Genomic DNA, 19,019 nt, shown 5'->3' with positions numbered 1-19,019 from the left:
TCCGATCAGCGCGCCCGATAGACGCCGATGCATCCGGCCGCGCAGCCGTCGCCGGATGTCAGGGGGACGAAAATCTCGTTCGTGTCGGGATCCGCCGCCACGGAATGAGCGTTTTTCGAGGTCGGCAGATTGGCCACCCAGGCGTCCGTCCCGGCATCGATGACGCCGAGCACGGCGCCGCCGACCATGTCGCGCGAGGCGGTGTAGTACTGATTGGCGCGGGCATTGTACCAGACCTCGTCTTCGCCGCCGACCTGGGGCACGACCGTGGTCGTTTCCGTCCGAAGGTCGAGGATCACGGTGCCGGGCGACTTGCCGTCGGCCGTTGCATCGGCACCGCAGCCCACGACCAGCTTCGCCCCCGGTCCCTTTGCGAGCCCGGTCGGGCCGCAATTGTTCACGGGGATGAATTTTTGCACCTTCATCGACTGGGGATCGAAGACCGCAACGGCGCCGTGCGTCTTGTCGCCCGAAAGGATGGGAACGGAAAAGTAGAACAGGCCCGTTTCCGGAACATAGGCCGGCTGTTCGATGCCATCGCTGGCCTCCCCGATCACCACCTTCGCAACGACGGAGCGGTCCTTGGTCGAGATCAGCGATACGAATGCCGGCTTGTCGGCATTGTTCGCCGCAAGCACCAGGCCGTCCTTGGGATCGTACGCCATCTCGTCGACGCGTGCCTTGCCGCCGGTCGAGAAGGTCGCCACCAGCCTGGCCGGATCGACGCTCACGTCGATGACCTTCACGGTGCTGTCACCATCTCCGGCCCACACCTCCTTTCGTTCGGGCAGCGCAACGACACCGTCGGGCCCGCTGACCGAACTCCTTTCCTTGGCTCCGACGAAGCCTCCGACACGGAACAGATATTTATTCGCTTTGGTGTCGAAGACGTCGACGGCTGCATTCGAGCGATCGGCAAGATAATATCGACCGGTTGAGGGGTCGATATAGCTAATATCGAAATTTTCAAACTTGTTTCCTGGAATAGATATTTTCTCTATCAATGTTATATCTGAAGATAAGGCAGGAATCGCAGAGAATAAACAAATAGAGGCTGCGAGCGATGGCATGGTGATGGGCGGAATTCTCGTCGATCCGGTCATTTCCGTTCTCTCCCTGATGTCTTGTCTTTTGGAGTTTGCAGCGTGTGATTGCAACGGAAACAAAATCGCGCCGCGATGGGCGCCAAGAGCATCATCTGCCAAAATTGCAATCTGTCAACAGTTTGCGGTTGTCTATTCCTGCCGAAAACCGGCGATCCCGATTCCGGGGAACCCGGAGCCTGAATTGGGCATGCCGGGATCCGTGCGGAAAGCCGGGCGGGGAGCCCGCCACCGGCGACGCTCGAATCCGATCTGGGTCGCGGGCGGAGGGCAGGGCACCACCGCGCCCTTGCCGATACCGCCCCTGCTCGGATCGGCCCCGGCCCCATCAGGCTGGCGTGGCCGGCCCGTCCGACGATGATGTGGTCGTGCAGGGTGGTGATGCCGAGCGGCTCGGCGATGTCGGCCATGGCGATGTCCGCCTGCCGCCTGCTCCGGTGAAGCGTCAGGCCAGGCCACCCGGTGGATCGAGGATCGGCGGCCCGGCCTGCAGGCACGCGCCGACCAGCCGCGCCAGTTCCTCCCGCACCGCCTCTCCGCGAAGATTGCCCCGCCGGGCGGCATCATGGATCACGCCGGCGACGGCCGACGACAGGACCTGCGCGGCGACCGCCTCCACGTCTTCCGGCATCCCGGATCGCGCGGATCGCACCAGCAGCCGATAGCGCTCGAGGTGCTGCGTCTCGAACTGCCGGTGGACGGCCCGCATGGTCTCGCTGATCGGCACCTCCTCCATCAGGACGCGGTGCAGGCCGGGATCGACGGCGTGGATGGCGATCATGCCCGAGATCAACTGCTCGATACGCCGGTCGAGCGGCAGATCCCCATCGCCGATCCTGCCGAGCAGGAGCAGGACCGTCTCCAGATGACGATGCGTGATCGCGTCGACCAGGGCGAGCTTGTTCGGAAAATACTGGTAGAGCGAGCCGATGCTGACGCCGGCCGCCTCGGCCACCGCATTCGTCGTGAACTTGGCCCACCCCGTCCGGGCCAGAACCTGAGCACCCGCGTCGAGAATCACGTCGACCGTCGCTCTCGCACGCGCCTGTCGCGGGGTCTTTCGCATCGTCGGGGCGGTCCTGGAAATGCGAGTAGCCATCGGGAGCGGTCATCCTAGAATATGAGCATTATACTCACATTCCACACGTCGCCGCGACGGGCGACGGAGGACGACGATGCAAGGATCCATGATCAATCGCGAGATGAAGCTGGCATCCCAGCCCGAGGATCTTCCGGAGGCCCGCCATTTCGCGGTCGTCGCCGGGCCCATGCCGGTTGCCGGCCCGGACGAGCTGCTGGTCCGCAACCGCTGGTTCCTCGTGTCCGCCTCCCTGCGCGCGATGATCGCCCGCGGCGCCGAGGCGGTGAAGGGCGTGCCGTTCCCGGTCCTGCGCGCCGGCGATACCCTGGCCGGCGAGGCTCTCGCCGAGGTCGTCGCCGCCCCGCCCGGCAGCGGCTTCGAGCCCGGCGACCTGGTGATCCATTTCAAGGGCTGGCGCGACTATGCCGTGATCGCTCCCGCGCATTGCCGCAAGGTGGATGGCAGCCTGCCTGACCCGGTCGCCTATCTCGGGCACGGGTGGACGGCCTATGCGGCGCTCACCCGCGGCGCTGGGATCAGGCCCGGCGACACCGTCTTCGTCTCCAGCGGCGCCGGCGCCATCGGCTCCATGGCGGGGCCGATCGCCAGGCGCCTCGGCGCCGGCCGTGTCATCGGCAGCACCAGCTCGCCGCAGAAGGCGGCGCGCCTGGTCGCGGAGCTCGGCTACGACGCAGCCGTTTTCCGCGGCGCCAGGTCCATCGCCGATCAGCTCGCCGAGGCGTCCCCCGACGGGCTCGACGTCTTCCTCGACAGCGTCGGCGGCGAGCAGCTGCAGGCCGGGCTGGCCGCCGCCCGGGACCACGCCCGCATCGTGATTCTCGGCACGCTGGCCGGCCAGCTCGCGGCGAAGGGCACCCAGCGTCGCACCACGGTCGAGCTCGACTCGCTGCCGCTCCTGCTCAAGCGGGTCACGATCCGCGGCTACAGCGCCGACGACGACCCGGACGCCTGGGACGAGTGGCTCGCGACCTTTGCCGCCTGGTCGAAGGCAGGGGCGATCCGCTTTCCCCACGAGATCGTCGCCGGGCTCGAGCAGGCCCCGGAGGCGCTGCTGCGGGCCATCCGGGGCGACACTTTCGGGGCGGTCGTGGCCAGGCCGTGAAGATCCCACGGCGAGGGCTGCGCGAGACGGCGCGGGGCAGGGATGCCGTGCATCGATCCGGACACCCCGCTTTCACTTACGTGGATTTAACCAGTTTGATGAACCTCTGGCAGGGGAGTGCGCCCCCATAAGGAAATCCCGTCGTGCGGCCTGTGATGCTTGCTCCCGGACGCTGATTGCCCCCGATGCAGATGGACCTTCCGACACTCTGGTATCTGACCCTTGGAACGCTGCTCGTCGGCGCGGCGATGACGCTGTGGGAGCGCCGCGTCCACGGCCATCGCTCGCGCCAGCTCGGCCTCTGGGCGGGAAGCTATGTTGTCTTCGCCCTCGGCTGCCTCGTCGCGATGAATCGTCAGGCGTTCCCCGCCGTGACCGGCTGGGCCTTGTCGAATGTCCTCATGGTGATCGGCTACCTCATGGTCTGGCACGGCGCGGCCGGGCTGGATGAACCCGTGAAGGCGACGCGCTCCGCCCTGGCCGTTGCCGCGGTGGCGCTGCTGTGGACGGGTGTCGGCGCCGGCGACGTCGATCTGTTGTGGAACCACGTCGCAGCCTTGCCGATCGCGTTGATCGCGGGGCTGACCGCCTGGACGCTGGTGCGCAGCGGCACGGTCGCCGGCCTGCGGTCCCGGCCCGTTGCGGTCGCCGTCTTCGCTCTCCATGCCTTGTTCTATCTCTTCCGCACCTTCGTCTCTCCGCTTCTCGCCGCCGCCTATGGGAACGAGGTGCTGGCTGTCGTGGCCAAGGCCACCATGTACGAGGCCGTCCTCTTCTCGGTGGCCATGCCCATGGCCTTCCTGGCCCTGATCCGCGAGGAGTATCAGGCAGAGCTCCTGACAGCCTCCCGGACGGACTTCCTGACGGGCCTCAGCAACCGGACCGGGTTCTTCGCGCAGGCTGCGAGGCTCCTGAAGGAGAGCAGGGCGGATCAGCCGGTATCCCTGCTGGCCTTCGATCTCGATCACTTCAAGGCGATCAATGACCGCTATGGCCACGATGCCGGCGACGACGTCCTCAGGCTCTTCGCCAGTGTCGCGCGCGAGACCGCCGGGGCCGACGGGTTGATCGTCCGGCTCGGCGGAGAGGAATTCGCCGTCCTGCTGCCTGCCCACGGATCCAAGGAGGCCCGGGCGGTCGGCGAGACGGTTGCGGCCCGTTTCGCCGAAAGGGCGGTGCGCCGCGACGGGCTGGGAATCCCCGCGACGGTCAGCGTCGGCGTCGCCGAGTCCGAGGCCGGTCGCTGCGATCTTTCGGCGCTGCTGACGTCCGCCGACCGGGCCCTCTATCGCGCAAAGGAGCTCGGTCGAAACCGGATCGAGATCGCAAGCCCGGCCGAGGCCGTCGCCGCGGCCTGAGCCATGGGCGGAAACCGGCTCTCGCCGATCTGCATCCCGCGCTGCTCTCGCATCAATGCAGGACCGCTGCGGCGAGCGTCGACGGATCCCCTGCTTTCACGATCGCCGCCTTGTGTGCCGCTGAGCGACCGCTTCGAAATCGACGATCTTGGCGTCGGGGCGAGAGGCAGCGCGGGAGCGATCCGAATCGCCGCCGCCTTGCGGCGGCTTCCAGCCTCCCCGCTCGATGTCGTCCGGAGCAGCCTCGGTGAAGTATCGGGCCGGCGTCGTTCCGAGCATCCGCCTGAACATCGCGATGAAGGCGCTGGGGCTCTCATAGCTGAGGTCGAAGGCAATGTTCGTCACGGACTGTCCGGTCGCGAGACGCTGCAACGCCAGGCCGACGTGCAATTGCTGGCGCCACCGCACGAACGACATGCCCGTCTCGCGCTGAAACAGCCGTGTCAGCGTCCGGTTGCTGGCACCGACGCGCGCACCCCATTCCTTGATCGTGAAGCGCAGCGAGGGGTCATCGACCAGCGTTTCGACGAGACGCCGCAGACGCCGATCCGTCGGCATCGGCAGATGCAGCGGTTCGAGCGGAGCGGCCTCCAGTTCATCCAGCAAGACGCGGACGAGCCGTTCCTCGCGCGTGCCGCCTTCCGGATAGAGCGACGGCCCGGACATGAAGCGGAGCAGCAGCTCGCGAAGCAGCGGTTGAACGAACAGGATGCCGCACTCGTCGCGCAGAGAGCCCGCCAGCGCGGGCTCCACGTAGAGACTGCCGATGACGATCCGGCCGGTCGAGCGCGCGACATGGGCGACGCCGCTCGGTATCCAGATGGCGCAATGTGGCGGCACGGTCCAGATGCCGCCGGCGGCTTCCACCGTGATGACGCCGCCGATGACATAGAGCAGCTGCGCCTTGCGATGGTGGTGAGGATCGACCTCGTGGATGGATGCGAGCTCGATGGTCAGTCCGACGACGGAGCGCGGGACCTGATCGGGATCTTCCAGATCGGGGGTGATGGAAAGGCTCATGGGCCGGCCTCCTGCCCGCGCGCGCAGTCTACAAGAGCCTCCGGAACCCGGAAGACGAATTCCTGAAGGGCGCGACGAGCTTGAAGCCGATCCGGAAGCGCCGCTCGCGCCGATCGGCCAAGACATGATGCGATCCGGCCATGGCCGGGGCCTGGCCGGTGGCCGGCGAGCCGGCTGCGGTCGGCATCGTGCCGAAGCGCCGCGCCGATGCGCCCGAGATTGGCCGCATCGGCGCATGATCTGGCTCATGCCAGCTATCGATCGGGCGTGGTCCTCCACTAACTCTACCGACGCGACCGATAGAGGCCTCATTGTCTTCTGGACTGCCGCGTCCGGCGTCGGGGACGGCCTTTCAGGGTTGCCGGTATCACTCCGAGGATTACGCGATCATGGCTGAAAAGACCTGGTTCATTACTGGAGCTTCGCGAGGGTTGGGGCGAGTCTGGACCGAAGCCGCGCTCGCTCGTGGAGACAAGGTGGCGGCGTGCGCGAGGAAGAGGGAGACGCTCTCGGATCTGGTGGAGGCCTACGGCTCCGCCTTGCTGCCGATCGAGCTGGACGTGCGCAGCGAAGAGGAGGTCCGACAGGCCGTGCGCGTTGCGGCGGCCGCATGGGGGCGCCTCGATGTGGTCGTCGGCAACGCCGGCTACGCCGTCTTCGGAACGATTGAAGAAACCGACGGGGACAGTGCCCGCGCCCAGTTCGACACGAATTTCTTCGGCACGTTGTGGGTTGTCCAGGCCGTGCTGCCTTACCTGCGCAAGCAGGGCGGCGGCCACATTCTGATAACGTCCAGCCTCGCGGGCATCATCACGTTCCCGACGGCCGGCATTTACAACGCGACGAAGTGGGCGGTGGAGGGCCTGGGAGAGACATTGGCCGCGGAGGTCGCGGCGTTCGGGATCAAGGTCACGCTGATCGAGCCCGGCGGCTACGACACCGATTGGCGCGGAAGCTCCTCCGTCCATCTGACACAGATGGCGGACTATGACGGGCTGCGCGATCGCCTGAAGGCGGCGCCGTCGCGCAAGCTGGGCAATCCTGCGGCGACTGGCGAGGCCATTCTGCGCGTGGTCGACGCACCGACGCCGCCACTCCGCCTCTTCCTCGGCGAGGTGCCTCTCGAGGTTGCCCGCAAGCAGTATGCCGAGCGGCTCGCGACCTGGGAGGCATGGGCGGACGTTTCGAGGCGCGCTCAAGGCTGATCCTTGCCGCATGGGCAGCATCCCATGGGCGCAGGCCGGTTCAGATCAGCCCCAGCCCCTTCAGGCTGGCATGGCCGTTGCGGCCGACGACGATATGGTCGTGCAGGGCGATGCCGAGCGGCTTGGCGATATCGGCGATGGCGCGGGTCATGGCGATGTCCGCCTGCGAGGGCGTCGGATCGCCGGAAGGGTGACTATGGACCAGGACCAGCGCGGTCGCCGAGAGCTCGAGCGCCCGCTTCACCACCTCGCGGGGATAGACCGGCGTGTGGTCGACCGTGCCGGTCTGCTGCACCTCGTCGGCGATCAGGCCGTTGCGCTTGTCGAGGAACAGCACGCGGAAGAGCTCCTGCTCCGCGAAGGCCATCGACAGGCGGCAATGCTCGATCACCGCCGACCAGGAGGAGAGGAGCGCGCGCTGGTTCACCGCACCCTTGGCCAGGCGCCGTGCCGCCGCCTCGACGATCTTGAGGTCGAGCGCCGCGCCCTCGCCGATGCCCTCCACCTCCATCAGCCGCTCGGGACGGGCGGCCAGGACCTCGGCGAAGGAGCCGAAGCGGGCGATCAGCGTCTTGGCCAGGCCCTTGACGTCACGCCGCGGGACGGCGCGGAACAGGAGGAGCTCCAGGAGCTCGTAGTCGGGCAGGCCGTCTGCGCCGGCGGCGGCGAAGCGCTGGCGCAGCCGGTCGCGATGGCCGAGATAATGCGGCGCCGCGTCCCCGGGCGCGGCCTGCGGGGCCTCCTCCAGCAGGGATGGCGGCCCGCCGCGCCGGCGCATCAGCCGGCCGGGCGGTAGGGCGGCTGGTCGAGGCCCTGGGGCGACAGGGTGAAGATCTCCACGCCCGTTTCCGTCACGCCCACCGAATGCTCGAACTGCGCCGAGAGCGAGCGGTCGCGTGTCACCGCCGTCCAGCCGTCGGCGAGGATCTTCACATGCGGGCGGCCGAGATTGATCATCGGCTCCACGGTAAAGAACATGCCGGGCTTCAGCACGACGCCTTCGCCGCGGCGGCCGTAATGCAGGATGTTCGGCTCGTCGTGGTAGAGCTGCCCGAGGCCATGGCCGCAGAAGTCGCGCACCACCGAGCAGCGCTCGGCCTCGGCATAGCTCTGGATGGCGTAGCCGATATCGCCGGTGGTCGCGCCCGGCTTGATGACGGCGATGCCGCGCATCATCGATTCGTAGGTCACCGCCATCAGCCGCTCGGCCCGGCGCGGCACCTCGCCGACGCCGTACATCCGGCTGGAATCGCCGTGCCAGCCGTCGACCACCAGGGTGATGTCGATGTTGACGACGTCGCCGTCGCGCAGCGGCTTGTCGTTGGGAATGCCGTGGCAGACGACGTGGTTGATCGAGGTGCAGATCGACTTGGGATAGCCGCGATAGAGCAGGGAGGCGGGATAGGCGCCGTGGTCCATGCCGAACTCGTAGGCCAGGCGGTCGAGCGCGTCGGTGGTGACGCCGGGCTTGATCGCGTCGACCATCAGGTCCAGCGCCTCGGCCGCCAGCCGCCCGGCCCGACGCATGCCCTCGAAGGCGGCCGGCCCGTGGAGCTTGATCTGGCCGTTCTTGCGTTGCGGCGAGACGCTGGCGTCGACGAAGGTCATGCAGTATCCGGAAGTTGAACGTCGATCCTTCTCTATGCCATTGCAACGCGCGGCGTTGGAAGTGATTTTTTGGCGCAGCCCGGCCGCACCGGCCTGCTGCGCCGGCCGTTCCGCTCCAAGCGTGGCGCCGCACGCGCAAGACCTCGTCGCTTCATGGTTCCCAGCCTCGACACCAGCGCCTTCGGCACCCGGCGTCCCCCGCCCCGCCTCGCCGCCGTGCTCGGGCTCACCCGCTGCCAGCCCGACACCTGGCTCGGGCGGCGCGTCGCCTTCGGCCTGCAGCACCTGGCGCTGCCGCGCATCGAGGGGCCGGTGGATGTCGAGGCGATGGATGCGAGGCTGCGCCTCTATCCCTTCGACAATCTGTGCGAGAAGCGGATCCTGTTCACCCCGCAATATTTCGACCAGGCCGAACGCGTGCTGATCCGCTCGCGCATCCGCGACGGCTTCGTCTTCGTCGACATCGGCGCCAATATCGGCGGCTACGCCCTGTCGGTCGCCGCCGCGGCCGGGCCCGAGGCGCGCATCCTGGCGGTCGAGCCGCAGCCGGGGATCTTCGAGCGGCTGGTCTACAACATCGCCCAGAATCCGCGGGGTGCGGTCAAGGCCGTCGCCTGCGCGTTGGGCGACCACGACGGCGAGCTGACGCTGTTCCTGCGCGGCGACAATCGCGGCGCCTCGAGCGTGCGCTTCGTGCCGAGCGACGGCCGCGCCGAGACGGTGAAAGTGCCGTCCAAGACCCTGCTGACGCTCGCCCGCGAGGAGGGGCTGGCACGCATCGACGTCGCCAAGCTCGACGTCGAGGGCGCGGAGGACCTGATCCTGATGCCGTTCCTGCGCGATGCGCCGGAGGACCTGTGGCCCCGGCTGCTGGTCCTCAGCAAGGTGATGCAGCGCTGGCAGGCCGACGTGCTGGGGGCGTTGGCCGAGCACGGCTATCGGCGCACGCTGGAGACGCGCCTCAACCTGGCCTTCGAGCGGCCGTGAGATCGGGTCGTCCAGCCATGGCGATCCTGGTCTCGACCGCGATCTCCTCCGGCGTCACCCGGCAGCGATAGGCGAGGGCCTCGACGCCGCGCGAGCGCGCCCGAGCAAAGGCGGCGGCGTAGGTCGGATCGATGTCGGCGGCGAGGGCGAAGCGCTCGGCCCGCATCTGCACGAGGTAGAGCATCACGGCCCGCTCGCCCGCCTCGGCCCGGTCGCCGAGCTCCTCCAGGTGCTTGGCGCCGCGGGCGGTCACCGAATCCGGGAACTCGGCCAGGCCCGCCTGCCGCATCAGATGCACGTTCTTCACCTCGACATAGCAGGGCGGGCGGCCTTCCGCCTCAAGGAGGATGTCGATGCGCGAATTGCGTCCGTACTTCACCTCGCGCCGCAGCCGCTCGTAGCCGCCGAGCTCGGCGATCACGCCGAGGCCGATCGCCTCCTCGGCCAGGGCGTTGGGATGGGCGGTGTTGATGCCGACCACCTCCAGGCCATGGGCGAACTGCGCCTCCACCACCTCCCAGGAATAGGGCAGCTTGCGCGTCGCCGCCGTGGATTTCGACAGCCAGACCCGCGAGCCCGGCGCGGCCAGGCCCAGCATCGAGCCCGGATTGGCGCAGTGGGCGGTGACGGCCTCGCCTGTGTCGAGCACCACGTCGGCGAGGAAGCGCTTGTAGCGCTGGACGAGGCGGCCGGGGACGAGCGGAGGCAGGCGCATGCGCCGTGTTAGCGGCGCCGCCGCCGCCCGTCCAGGGGCGGCGGCGAGGGGGCGGAGGCGCATCGGCCGTTGACGCGGGGCGGTGCAAGCCTACAACGGCTTCGAACGCCCGTCCGAGGACCCTGTCTTGCCCATCACCCCCGCCGACGTCCTGCGCGCCCTCGAGCTGGTGAAGCTGCCGGCCAGCGGCCAGGCGCTGCCCGCCTCCGGGCGCCTCACCGAGATCCGCATCGACGGGACCAAGGTGATGTTCGCCATCGCCATCGACCCGACCGAGGCCCGCGCCATGGAGGGCGTGCGCGCCGCCGCCGAGAGCGCGGTGCGCGGCCTGCCCGGCATCACCAGCGTGCTGGTCGGCCTCACCGCCGACCGGCCGTCCGGCGCGGCGGGGCGTGAGGCGCCCGGCCCGCGGGCGCAGGCCGCGGCCCAGCGCGCGCCGGGGCTCCCGGGCGTGCGCCACGTCATCGCGGTGGCCTCCGGCAAGGGCGGCGTCGGCAAGTCGACCACCGCCTGCAACCTCGCCATCGCCCTGGCGCAGCAGGGCCTTCGCATCGGCCTGCTCGACGCCGACATCTTCGGACCGTCCATGCCCAAGCTGTTCGGCCTGTCCGGCAAGCCCGAGATCGTCGAGGGCCGCATCATGAAGCCGCTCGAGGCCTATGGCGTGAAGGTGATGTCGATCGGCTTCCTGGTCGACGAGGAGACGCCGATGATCTGGCGCGGGCCGATGGTGATGTCGGCCCTGACCCAGCTCCTGCGCGAGGTGCGCTGGGGCGAGCTCGACGTCATGGTGGTCGACATGCCGCCCGGCACGGGCGACGCCCAGCTCACCATGGCCCAGCACACCCCGCTCGCCGGCGCGGTGATCGTCTCCACGCCGCAGGATCTTGCCCTGATCGACGCCCGGCGCGGCGTCGCCATGTTCCAGAAGGTCAATGTGCCGGTCATCGGCATCGTCGAGAACATGTCGACGTTCAGCTGCCCCAATTGCGGCCACGTCACCCATCTCTTCGGCCATGGCGGGGCGCGGCGCGAGGCCGAGCGCCTCGGCGTGCCCTTCCTCGGCGAGCTGCCGCTCTCCCTCGACGTGCGCGAGCGCTCCGATGCCGGCACGCCGGTGGTCGCCACGGCGCCCGCCGGCAGCGAGGCCGGCTTCTACCGCGACCTCGCGGCGCGGGTCTCGGCGGCGCTCTCCGGCGGCGATCGCCGCGCCCCGCCGCGCATCGTCATCGACTGAGCCCTGCTCAGTCTTCGCGGAAGGCGCGCTCGATCTGGTCCTGCAGCGGCTTGACGAGGTAGGACAGGATGGTGCGCGAGGAGGTCTGGATGAAGGCCTCGGCCGGCATGCCCGGCACGATCTTGAGGTCGCCGAGACGCTTCAGCTCCTCTTCCTCGATGCGCAGCCGCGCGGTGTAGTAGGTGGCCCCGGTCTTCTGGTCGGTGGTGGCGTCGGGCGAGATCTCGTCCACCACCGCGATGACCTCGGGCGTGACGCGCTGGTTGAAGGCGGAGAGCCGCAGCCCCGCCTTCTGGCCGCGCTGGACCTGGTCGATGTCCTGCGGCGCGATGCGCGCCTCGACGCGCAGGGCGTCCGAGACCGGCACGATCATCATGATGGCCTCGCCAGGCGCGACGACGCCGCCGACGGTGTGGACGGTGAGCTCGTGCACCACCCCGTCCTGCGGCGCGCGGATTTCGACGCGCCGGAGCTGATCCTCGGCCGCGACCTTGCGCTCGAGCAGCTCGCCGGTCTGGCCCTCGATCTCGCGCAGCTCCTTGGCGACGTCGCTGCGCTGGTCCTGGTCGAGGCTGATGATCTGCAGGCGGATCTCGGCGATGCGGCCGGCATTCTGGGCCTGGGCCGCCACCAGCTGGCCGCGCTCGCCTTCGAGGCGCGCGGCGTCGCGCTCTTCCATGGTGATGCGCTGCAGCGAGACCAGGCGCTTCTCCCACAGGCTGCGCACGCCTTCCAGCTCGCGGTTGATGATGCCGATCTCCTGGACCTTCGACGTCTCCTGCACGCTGAGGCCGAGGCGCTCCTTCTCCAGCTGCCCGATGCGCGATTCCAGCTGCGCCTTCTTGCCGAGCCGGGCGCTGTTGCGCAGCTCGAACAGCCGCGTCTCGCCGCCCATCAGCGCTGCGACGGCGGACTCTGCCGCCCGCTCCGTCAGCTCGGCGGGGAAGGTGACGGCGTCGCGGCCCTCGCGCTCGGCTTCCAGCCGGGCCCGGCGAGCGGAGAACTCGTCGAGCCGCTTGGTGACGATGGCGAGGTTCGCCCGCGTCTGGGTGTCGTCGAGCCGGATCAGCACCTGGCCGGCCTTGACCTGGTCGCCCTCCTGCACGGCGATGGCGCCGATCGTGCCGCCGGTCTGGTGCTGCACCTTCTTGACGTAGCTGTCGACGACGAAGACGCCGTGGGCGATGACCGCGCCGGAGAGCTCGACGATCGCGGCGATGCCGCCGATGCCGCCGACCAGCAGGGTGAACAGGGCGAGCCCGACCAGGAGATAGCCGCGGATGGCCCGTTCGGCCGGAAGCGGGGCGGTCACGGCGCCTCCTGCTCGTGCTGGGCCACCACCTTCAGCGGCGTCGGCGGGCTCTCGCGCCGGGTGACCTTGCGCAGCACCTCGTCCTTGGGGCCGAAGGCCTGGACGCGGCCGCCGCCCATGACCAGCACCTGGTCGACGCCGGCGAGGGCGGCGGGGCGGTGCGCCACGACGACGACGATGCCGCCGCGCGCCCGCACCCCGAGCATGGCCTGGGTCAGCGCCGCCTCGCCCTCGGCGTCGAGGTTGGAATTGGGCTCGTCGAGCACGACCAGGAAGGGATCGCCGTAGAGCGCCCGGGCGAGGGCGACGCGCTGGCGCTGCCCGGCCGACAGCGAGGCCCCGCCCTCGCCGATGCGGGTGGCGTAGCCCTCGGGCAGCCGCACGATCAGGTCGTGCACGCCCGCCGCCCGGGCCGCTTGCAGGATCGCGGCAGAGGACGCCTCCGGCTCGAAGCGGGCGATGTTCTCGCCGACCGTGCCGTCGAAGAGCTCGATGTCCTGGGGGAGATAGCCGATGCTGCGGCCGAGCGCGCTGGCGTCCCATTGGTCGAGCGTGGCGCCGTCGAGGCGGATGCCGCCGCGCACCGGCACCCAGACGCCGACCAGGGCGCGGGCGAGGGAGGACTTGCCCGAGGCGCTCGGCCCGATGATGCCGAGGCCGGCGCTCCTGTGCAGCACGAAGCTCGCCTCCTGCACCACCGCCCGGTTGTCGCCGGGGGGCACCAGGCTGACATTCTCGACCGCGATCGACTGGCTGGGCGGCGGCAGCGCCACGGCGGCGGCGCCGGCCGGCATCATCGCCAGGAGCTCGGTCATGCGCCGCCAGCCCTGGCGCGCGCCGACGAAGCCCTTCCAATTGGCGATGGCGAGCTCGATCGGCGCCAGCGCCCGCCCCATCATGATGGAGCTGGCGATCATCACCCCGCCGCTCGCCTCCTGCTGCACCACCAGATAGGCGCCGACCGCCAGCAGCGCCGATTGCAGCGCCATGCGCGCCACTTTCGAGATGGTGCCGATCCCGCCCGCCGCGTCGCTGGCCCGGGCATGGGCCTCGAGATAGTCGGCATTGACGGCCGACCAGCGCGCCGCGATGCGATGGGCGAAGCCCATGGCCTGCAGCACCTCGACATTGCGGCGCGTCGCTTCGGCGAGGGCGTTGCGGCTGGCGCCGAGCTGGCCGGCTGCGCGCGTCGGCGCCCGGGTCATCACCTCGGTCAGGAGGGTCAGCGACACCAGGATGGCCGCGCCCGCCAGGGCCGTGAGGCCGAGCCAGAGGTGAAAGAGGAAGCAGATGCCGAGATAGAGCGGCATCCACGGCATGTCGAACAGGGCGGAGGGGCCGCCGCTCGACAGGAAGGAGCGCACCTGGTCGAGGTCGCGCAGCGGCTGCAGGCCGTCGCCCTGGCTGCGGGCGCGCAGCGCGAAGCGCATCAGCGCGTCGTAGACGTCGCCGTTGAGGCGCTGGTCGAGCGCCATGCCGATGCGCGACAGGATGCGGGCGCGCACCACCTCCAGGAAGCCCTGAAAGAGGTAGAGGGCCGCGGCGAGGATGCACAGACCGACCAGGGTCGGCACGCTGCGGCTCGGGATCACCCGATCATAGACCTGCAGCATGAAGAAGGAGCCGGTGAGGGCGAGGACGTTGATCAGCCCGCTCATCACGGCCGTGCCGGCGATGGCGCTGCGAAACGAGCCGAGCGCCGACGCCAGCGTCAGGCGCGGCGTGGATGGGGAGGCGGCCACGAGCGGCTCCCGATCGCCCTCAGGAGCCGATGAACTTGAAGTCGTCCTGCGAAAGGTTGGTCAAGGCGACGTTCTTGAGGACGATCGAGTTGCCGGCGTCGAGGGTGATGACGGTGTCGGTCCCCACCTGATGGGCCGCATCGAGCACGGCGGCGAAATCGGCGAAGACATTGGTATCGAATTGCATGATGTCGTGACCGGAGCCGGTCGCCGTGAAATCGGTGATGGTGTCGTGGCCGAACCCGGCCTTGAACACGAAGGTGTCGCCGCCCGCCTCTCCCAGCACCGCGGAGAAGGCGCTCCAGAGCCTGTCCACTCGGGAGCCGCCATTGCCGGGATGGGCGCCGATCTGCTCGAGGAACGCCGCCCAGTCGCCGTGGCCGGCGAGGCCGATGCCGCCGGAGCCGCCCTTGAGGATATCGTCGCCGGCCCCGCCGATCAGCGTGTCGGCACCGGCGCCGCCGTTGAGCACGTCGTTGCCCGCGCCGCCGGTGATGGTGTTGCCGAGCTGGTTGCCGACGAGAAGCTGGCCCGTGTCGGTGGTGGCGGTGAGGTTCTCGACATTGGCGCCGAGCTTGTAATAGTGCAGGTCGGTCTCGACCGTGTCAGTGCCGCCGCCGGGCAGCTCGGACACCGTGTCGCCGGCATGGACCCGATAGGTGTCGTTGCCCGTGCCGCCGATCAGCGTGTCGCCGCCGCCCCCGCCGTCGATATGATCGTTGCCGGCGAGGCCCAGCACCGTCTCGCGCGCCGTGGTGCCGTGCAGCGTGTCGTCGCCGCCGGTGCCCCACACGACGTTGTGGTTGCCGAGGATGCCCGAGCCGAGGACGTTGCCCGGATCGTTCGGGCCGTTGCCGCCGTCCCCTGGGTCGCTGGCGCCGTTTCCGAGAAGGCCGGTCAGGATCGACGCAACGAGAGCCTGGTCGCCCGTCGCGGCGCTTGAACTGCCTGCCGGCTCGGAGTCGACGGCCGTCCAGAGCGCGGGCCCATGGGATTCGTCGGCAATCGGCGCATCGACGACGTTGGAACTCCAATGGACCGCCGTGGCGGGCGCGGCCGCCGAGCCGTGGACGGGCAGGGCCCGGTCCAGAACCTGGCGCAGCCAGGCGGTGCTGGACTCGTCCGCCTCGGCCTTCCGCCAGTCGAGCAGGCCGAGGAGATCGAGCACCGGCGTCTCGGTCGACGCGGGCTCGTCCGGGAAGGTCTGGTGCGTGGTGTCGGGCATTCGAAGGTCCGCCGCGAGCCGGCAGGCTTTCCCCAGGCTCGCCGCGATCAAACCATGTTTACGTAGCGACAGCAAGACGGCGGGCTGCCGGCTCCGGGCTTGCTGTTCCCCGCATCACAGGGCTTCGCCCCGACGGTGCTGTCCGGATCGCCCGGACGCGCCAGGGCTCGGCCCGCGCTTCCCATGGGGAGAACCCCGGCGGCGGCTGGCGGGACGGCCGGGCGGCCGATATGATGACGGTCCCATGACATGCCCACGCCCCGCTTGCCTTGCACGCCCCTGACCCCCAGCCTTCGACGTGTCCCCCGGCGCCCGGCCGCCGTGCGCTGGCGCTGGGGGTCCATATCTTCACCGCCACCGGCGTCATCTGGGGCTTCCTGGCGCTGCTCGCCATTGCCCGCGGCGACGTCAAGGCCATGTTCCTCTGGCTGGCCGTCGCGCTCTTCGTCGACGGCATCGACGGGACCATCGCCCGGCGCATCGACATCGTCACCGCCGCGCCGCGCTGGTCGGGCGCGGCGCTCGATCTGGTGGTCGACTTCATCACCTATGTGCTGGTGCCGGCCTATGCGGTGATCGAGTGGGGCCGCCTGGCGCCGGGCTGGGACATCGCCGCGGCCGCGCTCATCCTCCTCACCAGCGCGATGTATTTCGCCGACAACGAGATGAAGACCGAGGACGCCTGGTTCAAGGGCTTCCCTGCGGTCTGGAACCTGGTGGTGTTCTACTTCTTCCTGCTCGAGCCAGGCGCGGTCACCACCTTCGTGGTGGTGGCCGTGCTCTCGGCGCTGACCTTCGCGCCGATCGTGTTCGTCCATCCCTTCCGCGTGGCGAAGCTGCGGGCGGTGACGCTGACGCTCCTGATGGTCTGGTCGGTGCTGGCGCTGCACGCCATCTGGCGCGACATGCGGCCCGAGGCCTGGGAGGTCTGGACCTTGTCGGGGATCGCCGTGTATTTCCTCGTCCTGGGTTATTTCAGGACGAAGCCCGGCAGCGACGCGGCGGGCTCCCGCGGGGGTGCATGATCGAACTTCTGACCGATCCCGGGGCCTGGGCGTCGCTCGTCACGCTCACGGCCATGGAAATCATCCTGGGCATCGACAACATCGTGTTCATCTCGGTGCTGGTGTCGAAGCTGCCGCGTGCCCAGGCCGTGCGCGCCCGCTCGGCCGGCCTGCTGCTCGCGCTGGTGTTCCGCATCCTCATGCTGCTGGCCCTGACCTGGCTGATCGGCCTGACCGACCCGGTGCTCTCGGTGCTCGGGCAGGCCGTGTCCTGGCGCGATCTCATCCTGATCGCCGGCGGCCTGTTCCTCCTGGTCAAGGCGACGCACGAGATCCACAAGGAATTCGACGAGGAGGAGGGGGTGCCGGCCGATCTCAGCGGCAGGGCCTTCATTGCCGTCATCCTGCAGGTGGCGCTGATCGACATCGTCTTCTCCGTCGACTCCATCGTCACCGCCATCGGCATGGCCCAGCACGTGCCCGTCATGATCGCCGCGGTGGTCATCGCCATGGGCGTGATGTGGGTCTCCTCCGGCCCGATCGGCGGCTTCATCCAGCGTCACCCCACCACCAAGATGCTGGCGCTGGCCTTCCTGATGCTCATCGGCGTGTCGCTGGTCGCCGACGGCGTCGGCATGCACATCCCGCGCGGCTACATCTATTTCGCCATGGCCTTCGCGGCCGTGGTCGAGACCGTCAACGTGCTGGCCAAGAAGCGGCGGGCGCGGCTGAAGGCTCAGGCCAAGGCGTCGGGCGACCCCGTCCGCGGCTGAAGCGCCTCGCTTCCGCCGCGGGGCGGGGCTAGGCAGGCACGCGGACGGCGGGGAATCGTCCGCGGCCGAGGGTTCGAGAACAGGAGGAGGGCTTCATGGCCGGCGCGATCCGCATCCACAAGACCGGGGGACCGGAGGTCCTCAGCTACGAGACCGTCGAGGTGCCGGCGCCCGGCCCGGGCGAGGCTCTGATCCGTCACCATGCCTGCGGCGTCAACTTCATCGACACCTATTACCGCTCCGGCCTCTATTCCCCCGGACCGCTGCCCTTCGTGCTCGGCGCCGAGGGCGCGGGCGAGGTGCTGGCGGTCGGCGAGGGCGTCACCAACGTCCTGCCGGGCGATCGCGTCGCCTATGCCGGCAGCATCGGCAGCTATGCGCAGGAGCGGCTCTACCCCGCCGCGCGGCTGGTGACGCTGCCCGCCGGCATCGCCTACGAGCAGGCGGCGGCGATGATGCTCAAGGGCATGACGGCGCAATATCTGCTGCGCCGCACCTTCCGGGTCGAGAAGGGCCACACCGTGCTGGTGCAGGCGGCCGCCGGCGGCGTCGGGCTCCTGCTCTGCCAGTGGGCCAAGGCGCTCGGCGCCACCGTGATCGGCACGGTCGGCTCGGAAGAGAAGGCGGCGCTCGCCCGCGCCAACGGCGCCGACCACACCGTGCTCTACAAGTCCGAGGACTGGGTGAAGCGGGTGGCGGAGCTGACCGGCGGCGAGAAATGCGATGTGGTCTATGACGGCGTCGGCCGCGACACCTATCCCGGCTCGCTCGATTGCCTGAAGCCCCTGGGATATTGGGTGAGCTTCGGCAACGCCTCCGGCCCGGTGGAGCCGGTGTCGCCGCTGGTGCTGATGCAGAAGGGCTCGCTGTTCATGACCCGGCCGACGCTGGGCACCTACACCGCCAAGCGCGAGGACCTGGTCGCCACGGCCAACGAGCTCTTCGCCGCGGTCGCCTCCGGCGCGATCACCGTGCCGATCAACCAGCGCTATGCGCTGAAGGACGCGCGCAAGGCGCACGAGGATCTGGAGGGGCGGGCCACCACCGGCGCCTCGGTGCTGATCCCCTGAGACCGCGGCGGCCGGTCAGTGGTGGTGGCGGCACTGGCCATGGTCGGCCAGGATCTCGATCACCCGGCATTCCGCCACCCGGCCATGAGCGCAGCCCTCGACCATGCGCTGCAGCTCGGCCTTGAGGGCGGTGAGGCTGGCGATGCGCTGCTCCACCTCGGCCAGGCGGGCGCCGGCGATGGCGTCCGCCGCGGCGCAGGACTGGTCGCGGTCGTCCTGCAGCGTCAGCAGCGTGCGGATCGCCTCGATCTCGAAGCCGAGCTCGCGGGCATGGCGGATGAAGGTGAGGCGCCTCAGGTCCGCCTCGTCATATTGGCGGCGGTTGCCGTCGCTGCGCGGCGGCACCGGCAGGAGGCCGATGCCCTCGTAATAGCGGATGGTCGGCACCTTGACGCCGCTGCGCCGCGCCACCTCGCCGATCGGCAGCACCCTCATTTTCGTCCTTGCTCCTCTAGT

At 69.4% G+C, this 19,019-nt stretch carries 18 protein-coding genes and 1 pseudogene; 8 read left to right on the top strand and 11 right to left on the bottom strand.

Annotation, left to right across the window (positions count from 1 at the left end; translation table 11 throughout):
• Window positions 1-5 precede the first annotated feature (5 nt).
• The 3 genes and pseudogenes from QO011_RS12380 to QO011_RS12370 all read right to left on the bottom strand — a co-directional run bounded on the left by QO011_RS12380 (window position 6) and on the right by QO011_RS12370 (window position 2,124).
• Window positions 6-1,103 carry a YncE family protein gene (locus QO011_RS12380; protein ID WP_307272206.1) on the bottom strand — a complete coding sequence of 366 codons (1,098 nt, stop codon included), beginning with the start codon at window positions 1,101-1,103 and terminating at the stop codon, window positions 6-8.
• 323 nt (window positions 1,104-1,426) lie between these two features.
• Window positions 1,427-1,537 (bottom strand): annotated as a pseudogene (locus QO011_RS42615) (RadC family protein); the annotation flags it as partial.
• Between the two features lie 11 nt (window positions 1,538-1,548).
• The gene (locus QO011_RS12370) at window positions 1,549-2,124 is read right to left on the bottom strand and encodes a TetR/AcrR family transcriptional regulator (protein WP_307272204.1); all 576 of its coding nucleotides are present in this window, start codon (window positions 2,122-2,124) and stop codon (window positions 1,549-1,551) included.
• A 154-nt stretch (window positions 2,125-2,278) separates the two neighbouring features.
• Here QO011_RS12370 and QO011_RS12365 point away from each other — a divergent pair, with 154 nt between their 5' ends.
• Window positions 2,279-3,307 carry an MDR family NADP-dependent oxidoreductase gene (locus QO011_RS12365; RefSeq protein ID WP_307272203.1) on the top strand — a complete coding sequence of 343 codons (1,029 nt, stop codon included), beginning with the start codon at window positions 2,279-2,281 and terminating at the stop codon, window positions 3,305-3,307.
• 185 nt (window positions 3,308-3,492) lie between these two features.
• Complete coding sequence (locus QO011_RS12360) at window positions 3,493-4,665, top strand: GGDEF domain-containing protein (RefSeq protein ID WP_307272200.1); 1,173 nt, start codon at window positions 3,493-3,495, stop codon at window positions 4,663-4,665.
• A gap of 96 nt (window positions 4,666-4,761) precedes the next feature.
• Here QO011_RS12360 and QO011_RS12355 read toward each other — a convergent pair whose 3' ends face one another.
• Window positions 4,762-5,685 (bottom strand): AraC family transcriptional regulator, encoded by a 924-nt coding sequence (locus QO011_RS12355; protein ID WP_307272199.1) that lies wholly within the window; start codon window positions 5,683-5,685, stop codon window positions 4,762-4,764.
• 389 nt (window positions 5,686-6,074) lie between these two features.
• Between QO011_RS12355 and QO011_RS12350 the strand changes: the two genes are divergently transcribed.
• The gene (locus QO011_RS12350; RefSeq protein WP_307272198.1) at window positions 6,075-6,890 is read left to right on the top strand and encodes an SDR family NAD(P)-dependent oxidoreductase; all 816 of its coding nucleotides are present in this window, start codon (window positions 6,075-6,077) and stop codon (window positions 6,888-6,890) included.
• A gap of 40 nt (window positions 6,891-6,930) precedes the next feature.
• Here QO011_RS12350 and radC read toward each other — a convergent pair whose 3' ends face one another.
• Both radC and map read right to left on the bottom strand, forming a co-directional pair.
• Entirely contained in the window at window positions 6,931-7,668 is a 738-nt protein-coding gene (gene radC / locus QO011_RS12345; protein WP_307272196.1) for a RadC family protein, read from the bottom strand.
• Window positions 7,668-8,498 carry a type I methionyl aminopeptidase gene (map, locus tag QO011_RS12340; RefSeq protein ID WP_307272194.1) on the bottom strand — a complete coding sequence of 277 codons (831 nt, stop codon included), beginning with the start codon at window positions 8,496-8,498 and terminating at the stop codon, window positions 7,668-7,670. Before map ends, radC begins: the two co-directional genes overlap by 1 nt.
• Window positions 8,499-8,651: 153 nt before the next feature.
• On the opposite strand from map, the gene QO011_RS12335 reads away from it, so the two are divergent.
• Window positions 8,652-9,485: an FkbM family methyltransferase gene (locus QO011_RS12335; RefSeq protein WP_307272192.1), complete on the top strand. Its 834-nt coding sequence runs from the start codon at window positions 8,652-8,654 to the stop codon at window positions 9,483-9,485.
• Here the strand turns inward: QO011_RS12335 and sfsA are convergent.
• Entirely contained in the window at window positions 9,460-10,200 is a 741-nt protein-coding gene (gene sfsA, locus QO011_RS12330; RefSeq protein ID WP_307272191.1) for a DNA/RNA nuclease SfsA, read from the bottom strand. The genes QO011_RS12335 and sfsA overlap by 26 nt on opposite strands.
• A 127-nt stretch (window positions 10,201-10,327) precedes the next feature.
• On the opposite strand from sfsA, the gene QO011_RS12325 reads away from it, so the two are divergent.
• Complete coding sequence (locus tag QO011_RS12325) at window positions 10,328-11,437, top strand: Mrp/NBP35 family ATP-binding protein (protein ID WP_307272189.1); 1,110 nt, start codon at window positions 10,328-10,330, stop codon at window positions 11,435-11,437.
• A 7-nt stretch (window positions 11,438-11,444) separates the two neighbouring features.
• Here QO011_RS12325 and QO011_RS12320 read toward each other — a convergent pair whose 3' ends face one another.
• The 3 genes from QO011_RS12320 to QO011_RS12310 are packed head-to-tail and all read right to left on the bottom strand — an operon-like array spanning window position 11,445 to window position 15,716.
• Window positions 11,445-12,749: an HlyD family type I secretion periplasmic adaptor subunit gene (locus QO011_RS12320; RefSeq protein ID WP_307272187.1), complete on the bottom strand. Its 1,305-nt coding sequence runs from the start codon at window positions 12,747-12,749 to the stop codon at window positions 11,445-11,447.
• Window positions 12,746-14,491 (bottom strand): type I secretion system permease/ATPase, encoded by a 1,746-nt coding sequence (locus QO011_RS12315; protein WP_307272186.1) that lies wholly within the window; start codon window positions 14,489-14,491, stop codon window positions 12,746-12,748. Before QO011_RS12315 ends, QO011_RS12320 begins: the two co-directional genes overlap by 4 nt.
• A gap of 19 nt (window positions 14,492-14,510) precedes the next feature.
• The gene (locus tag QO011_RS12310) at window positions 14,511-15,716 is read right to left on the bottom strand and encodes a calcium-binding protein (protein WP_307272184.1); all 1,206 of its coding nucleotides are present in this window, start codon (window positions 15,714-15,716) and stop codon (window positions 14,511-14,513) included.
• A 269-nt stretch (window positions 15,717-15,985) separates the two neighbouring features.
• Between QO011_RS12310 and QO011_RS12305 the strand changes: the two genes are divergently transcribed.
• The 3 genes from QO011_RS12305 (at window position 15,986) to QO011_RS12295 (ending at window position 18,563) form a co-directional block, all read left to right on the top strand.
• Window positions 15,986-16,741, top strand: coding sequence for a CDP-alcohol phosphatidyltransferase family protein (locus QO011_RS12305; RefSeq protein ID WP_307272182.1), 756 nt, complete (start codon window positions 15,986-15,988; stop codon window positions 16,739-16,741).
• Window positions 16,738-17,493 (top strand): TerC family protein, encoded by a 756-nt coding sequence (locus tag QO011_RS12300; protein WP_307272180.1) that lies wholly within the window; start codon window positions 16,738-16,740, stop codon window positions 17,491-17,493. The genes QO011_RS12305 and QO011_RS12300 overlap by 4 nt, the downstream gene beginning before the upstream one ends.
• 95 nt (window positions 17,494-17,588) lie before the next feature.
• Window positions 17,589-18,563, top strand: coding sequence for a quinone oxidoreductase family protein (locus QO011_RS12295; RefSeq protein WP_307272179.1), 975 nt, complete (start codon window positions 17,589-17,591; stop codon window positions 18,561-18,563).
• Between the two features lie 15 nt (window positions 18,564-18,578).
• On the opposite strand, the gene QO011_RS12290 is transcribed toward QO011_RS12295, so the two are convergent.
• Window positions 18,579-18,998 carry a MerR family transcriptional regulator gene (locus tag QO011_RS12290; RefSeq protein ID WP_307272177.1) on the bottom strand — a complete coding sequence of 140 codons (420 nt, stop codon included), beginning with the start codon at window positions 18,996-18,998 and terminating at the stop codon, window positions 18,579-18,581.
• Window positions 18,999-19,019: the final 21 nt, after the last annotated feature.

This window comes from Labrys wisconsinensis (assembly GCF_030814995.1).
In the GTDB taxonomy this organism is placed as follows: Bacteria; Pseudomonadota; Alphaproteobacteria; order Rhizobiales; family Labraceae; genus Labrys; species Labrys wisconsinensis.
This window is presented reverse-complemented; position numbering and strand designations above follow the sequence as displayed.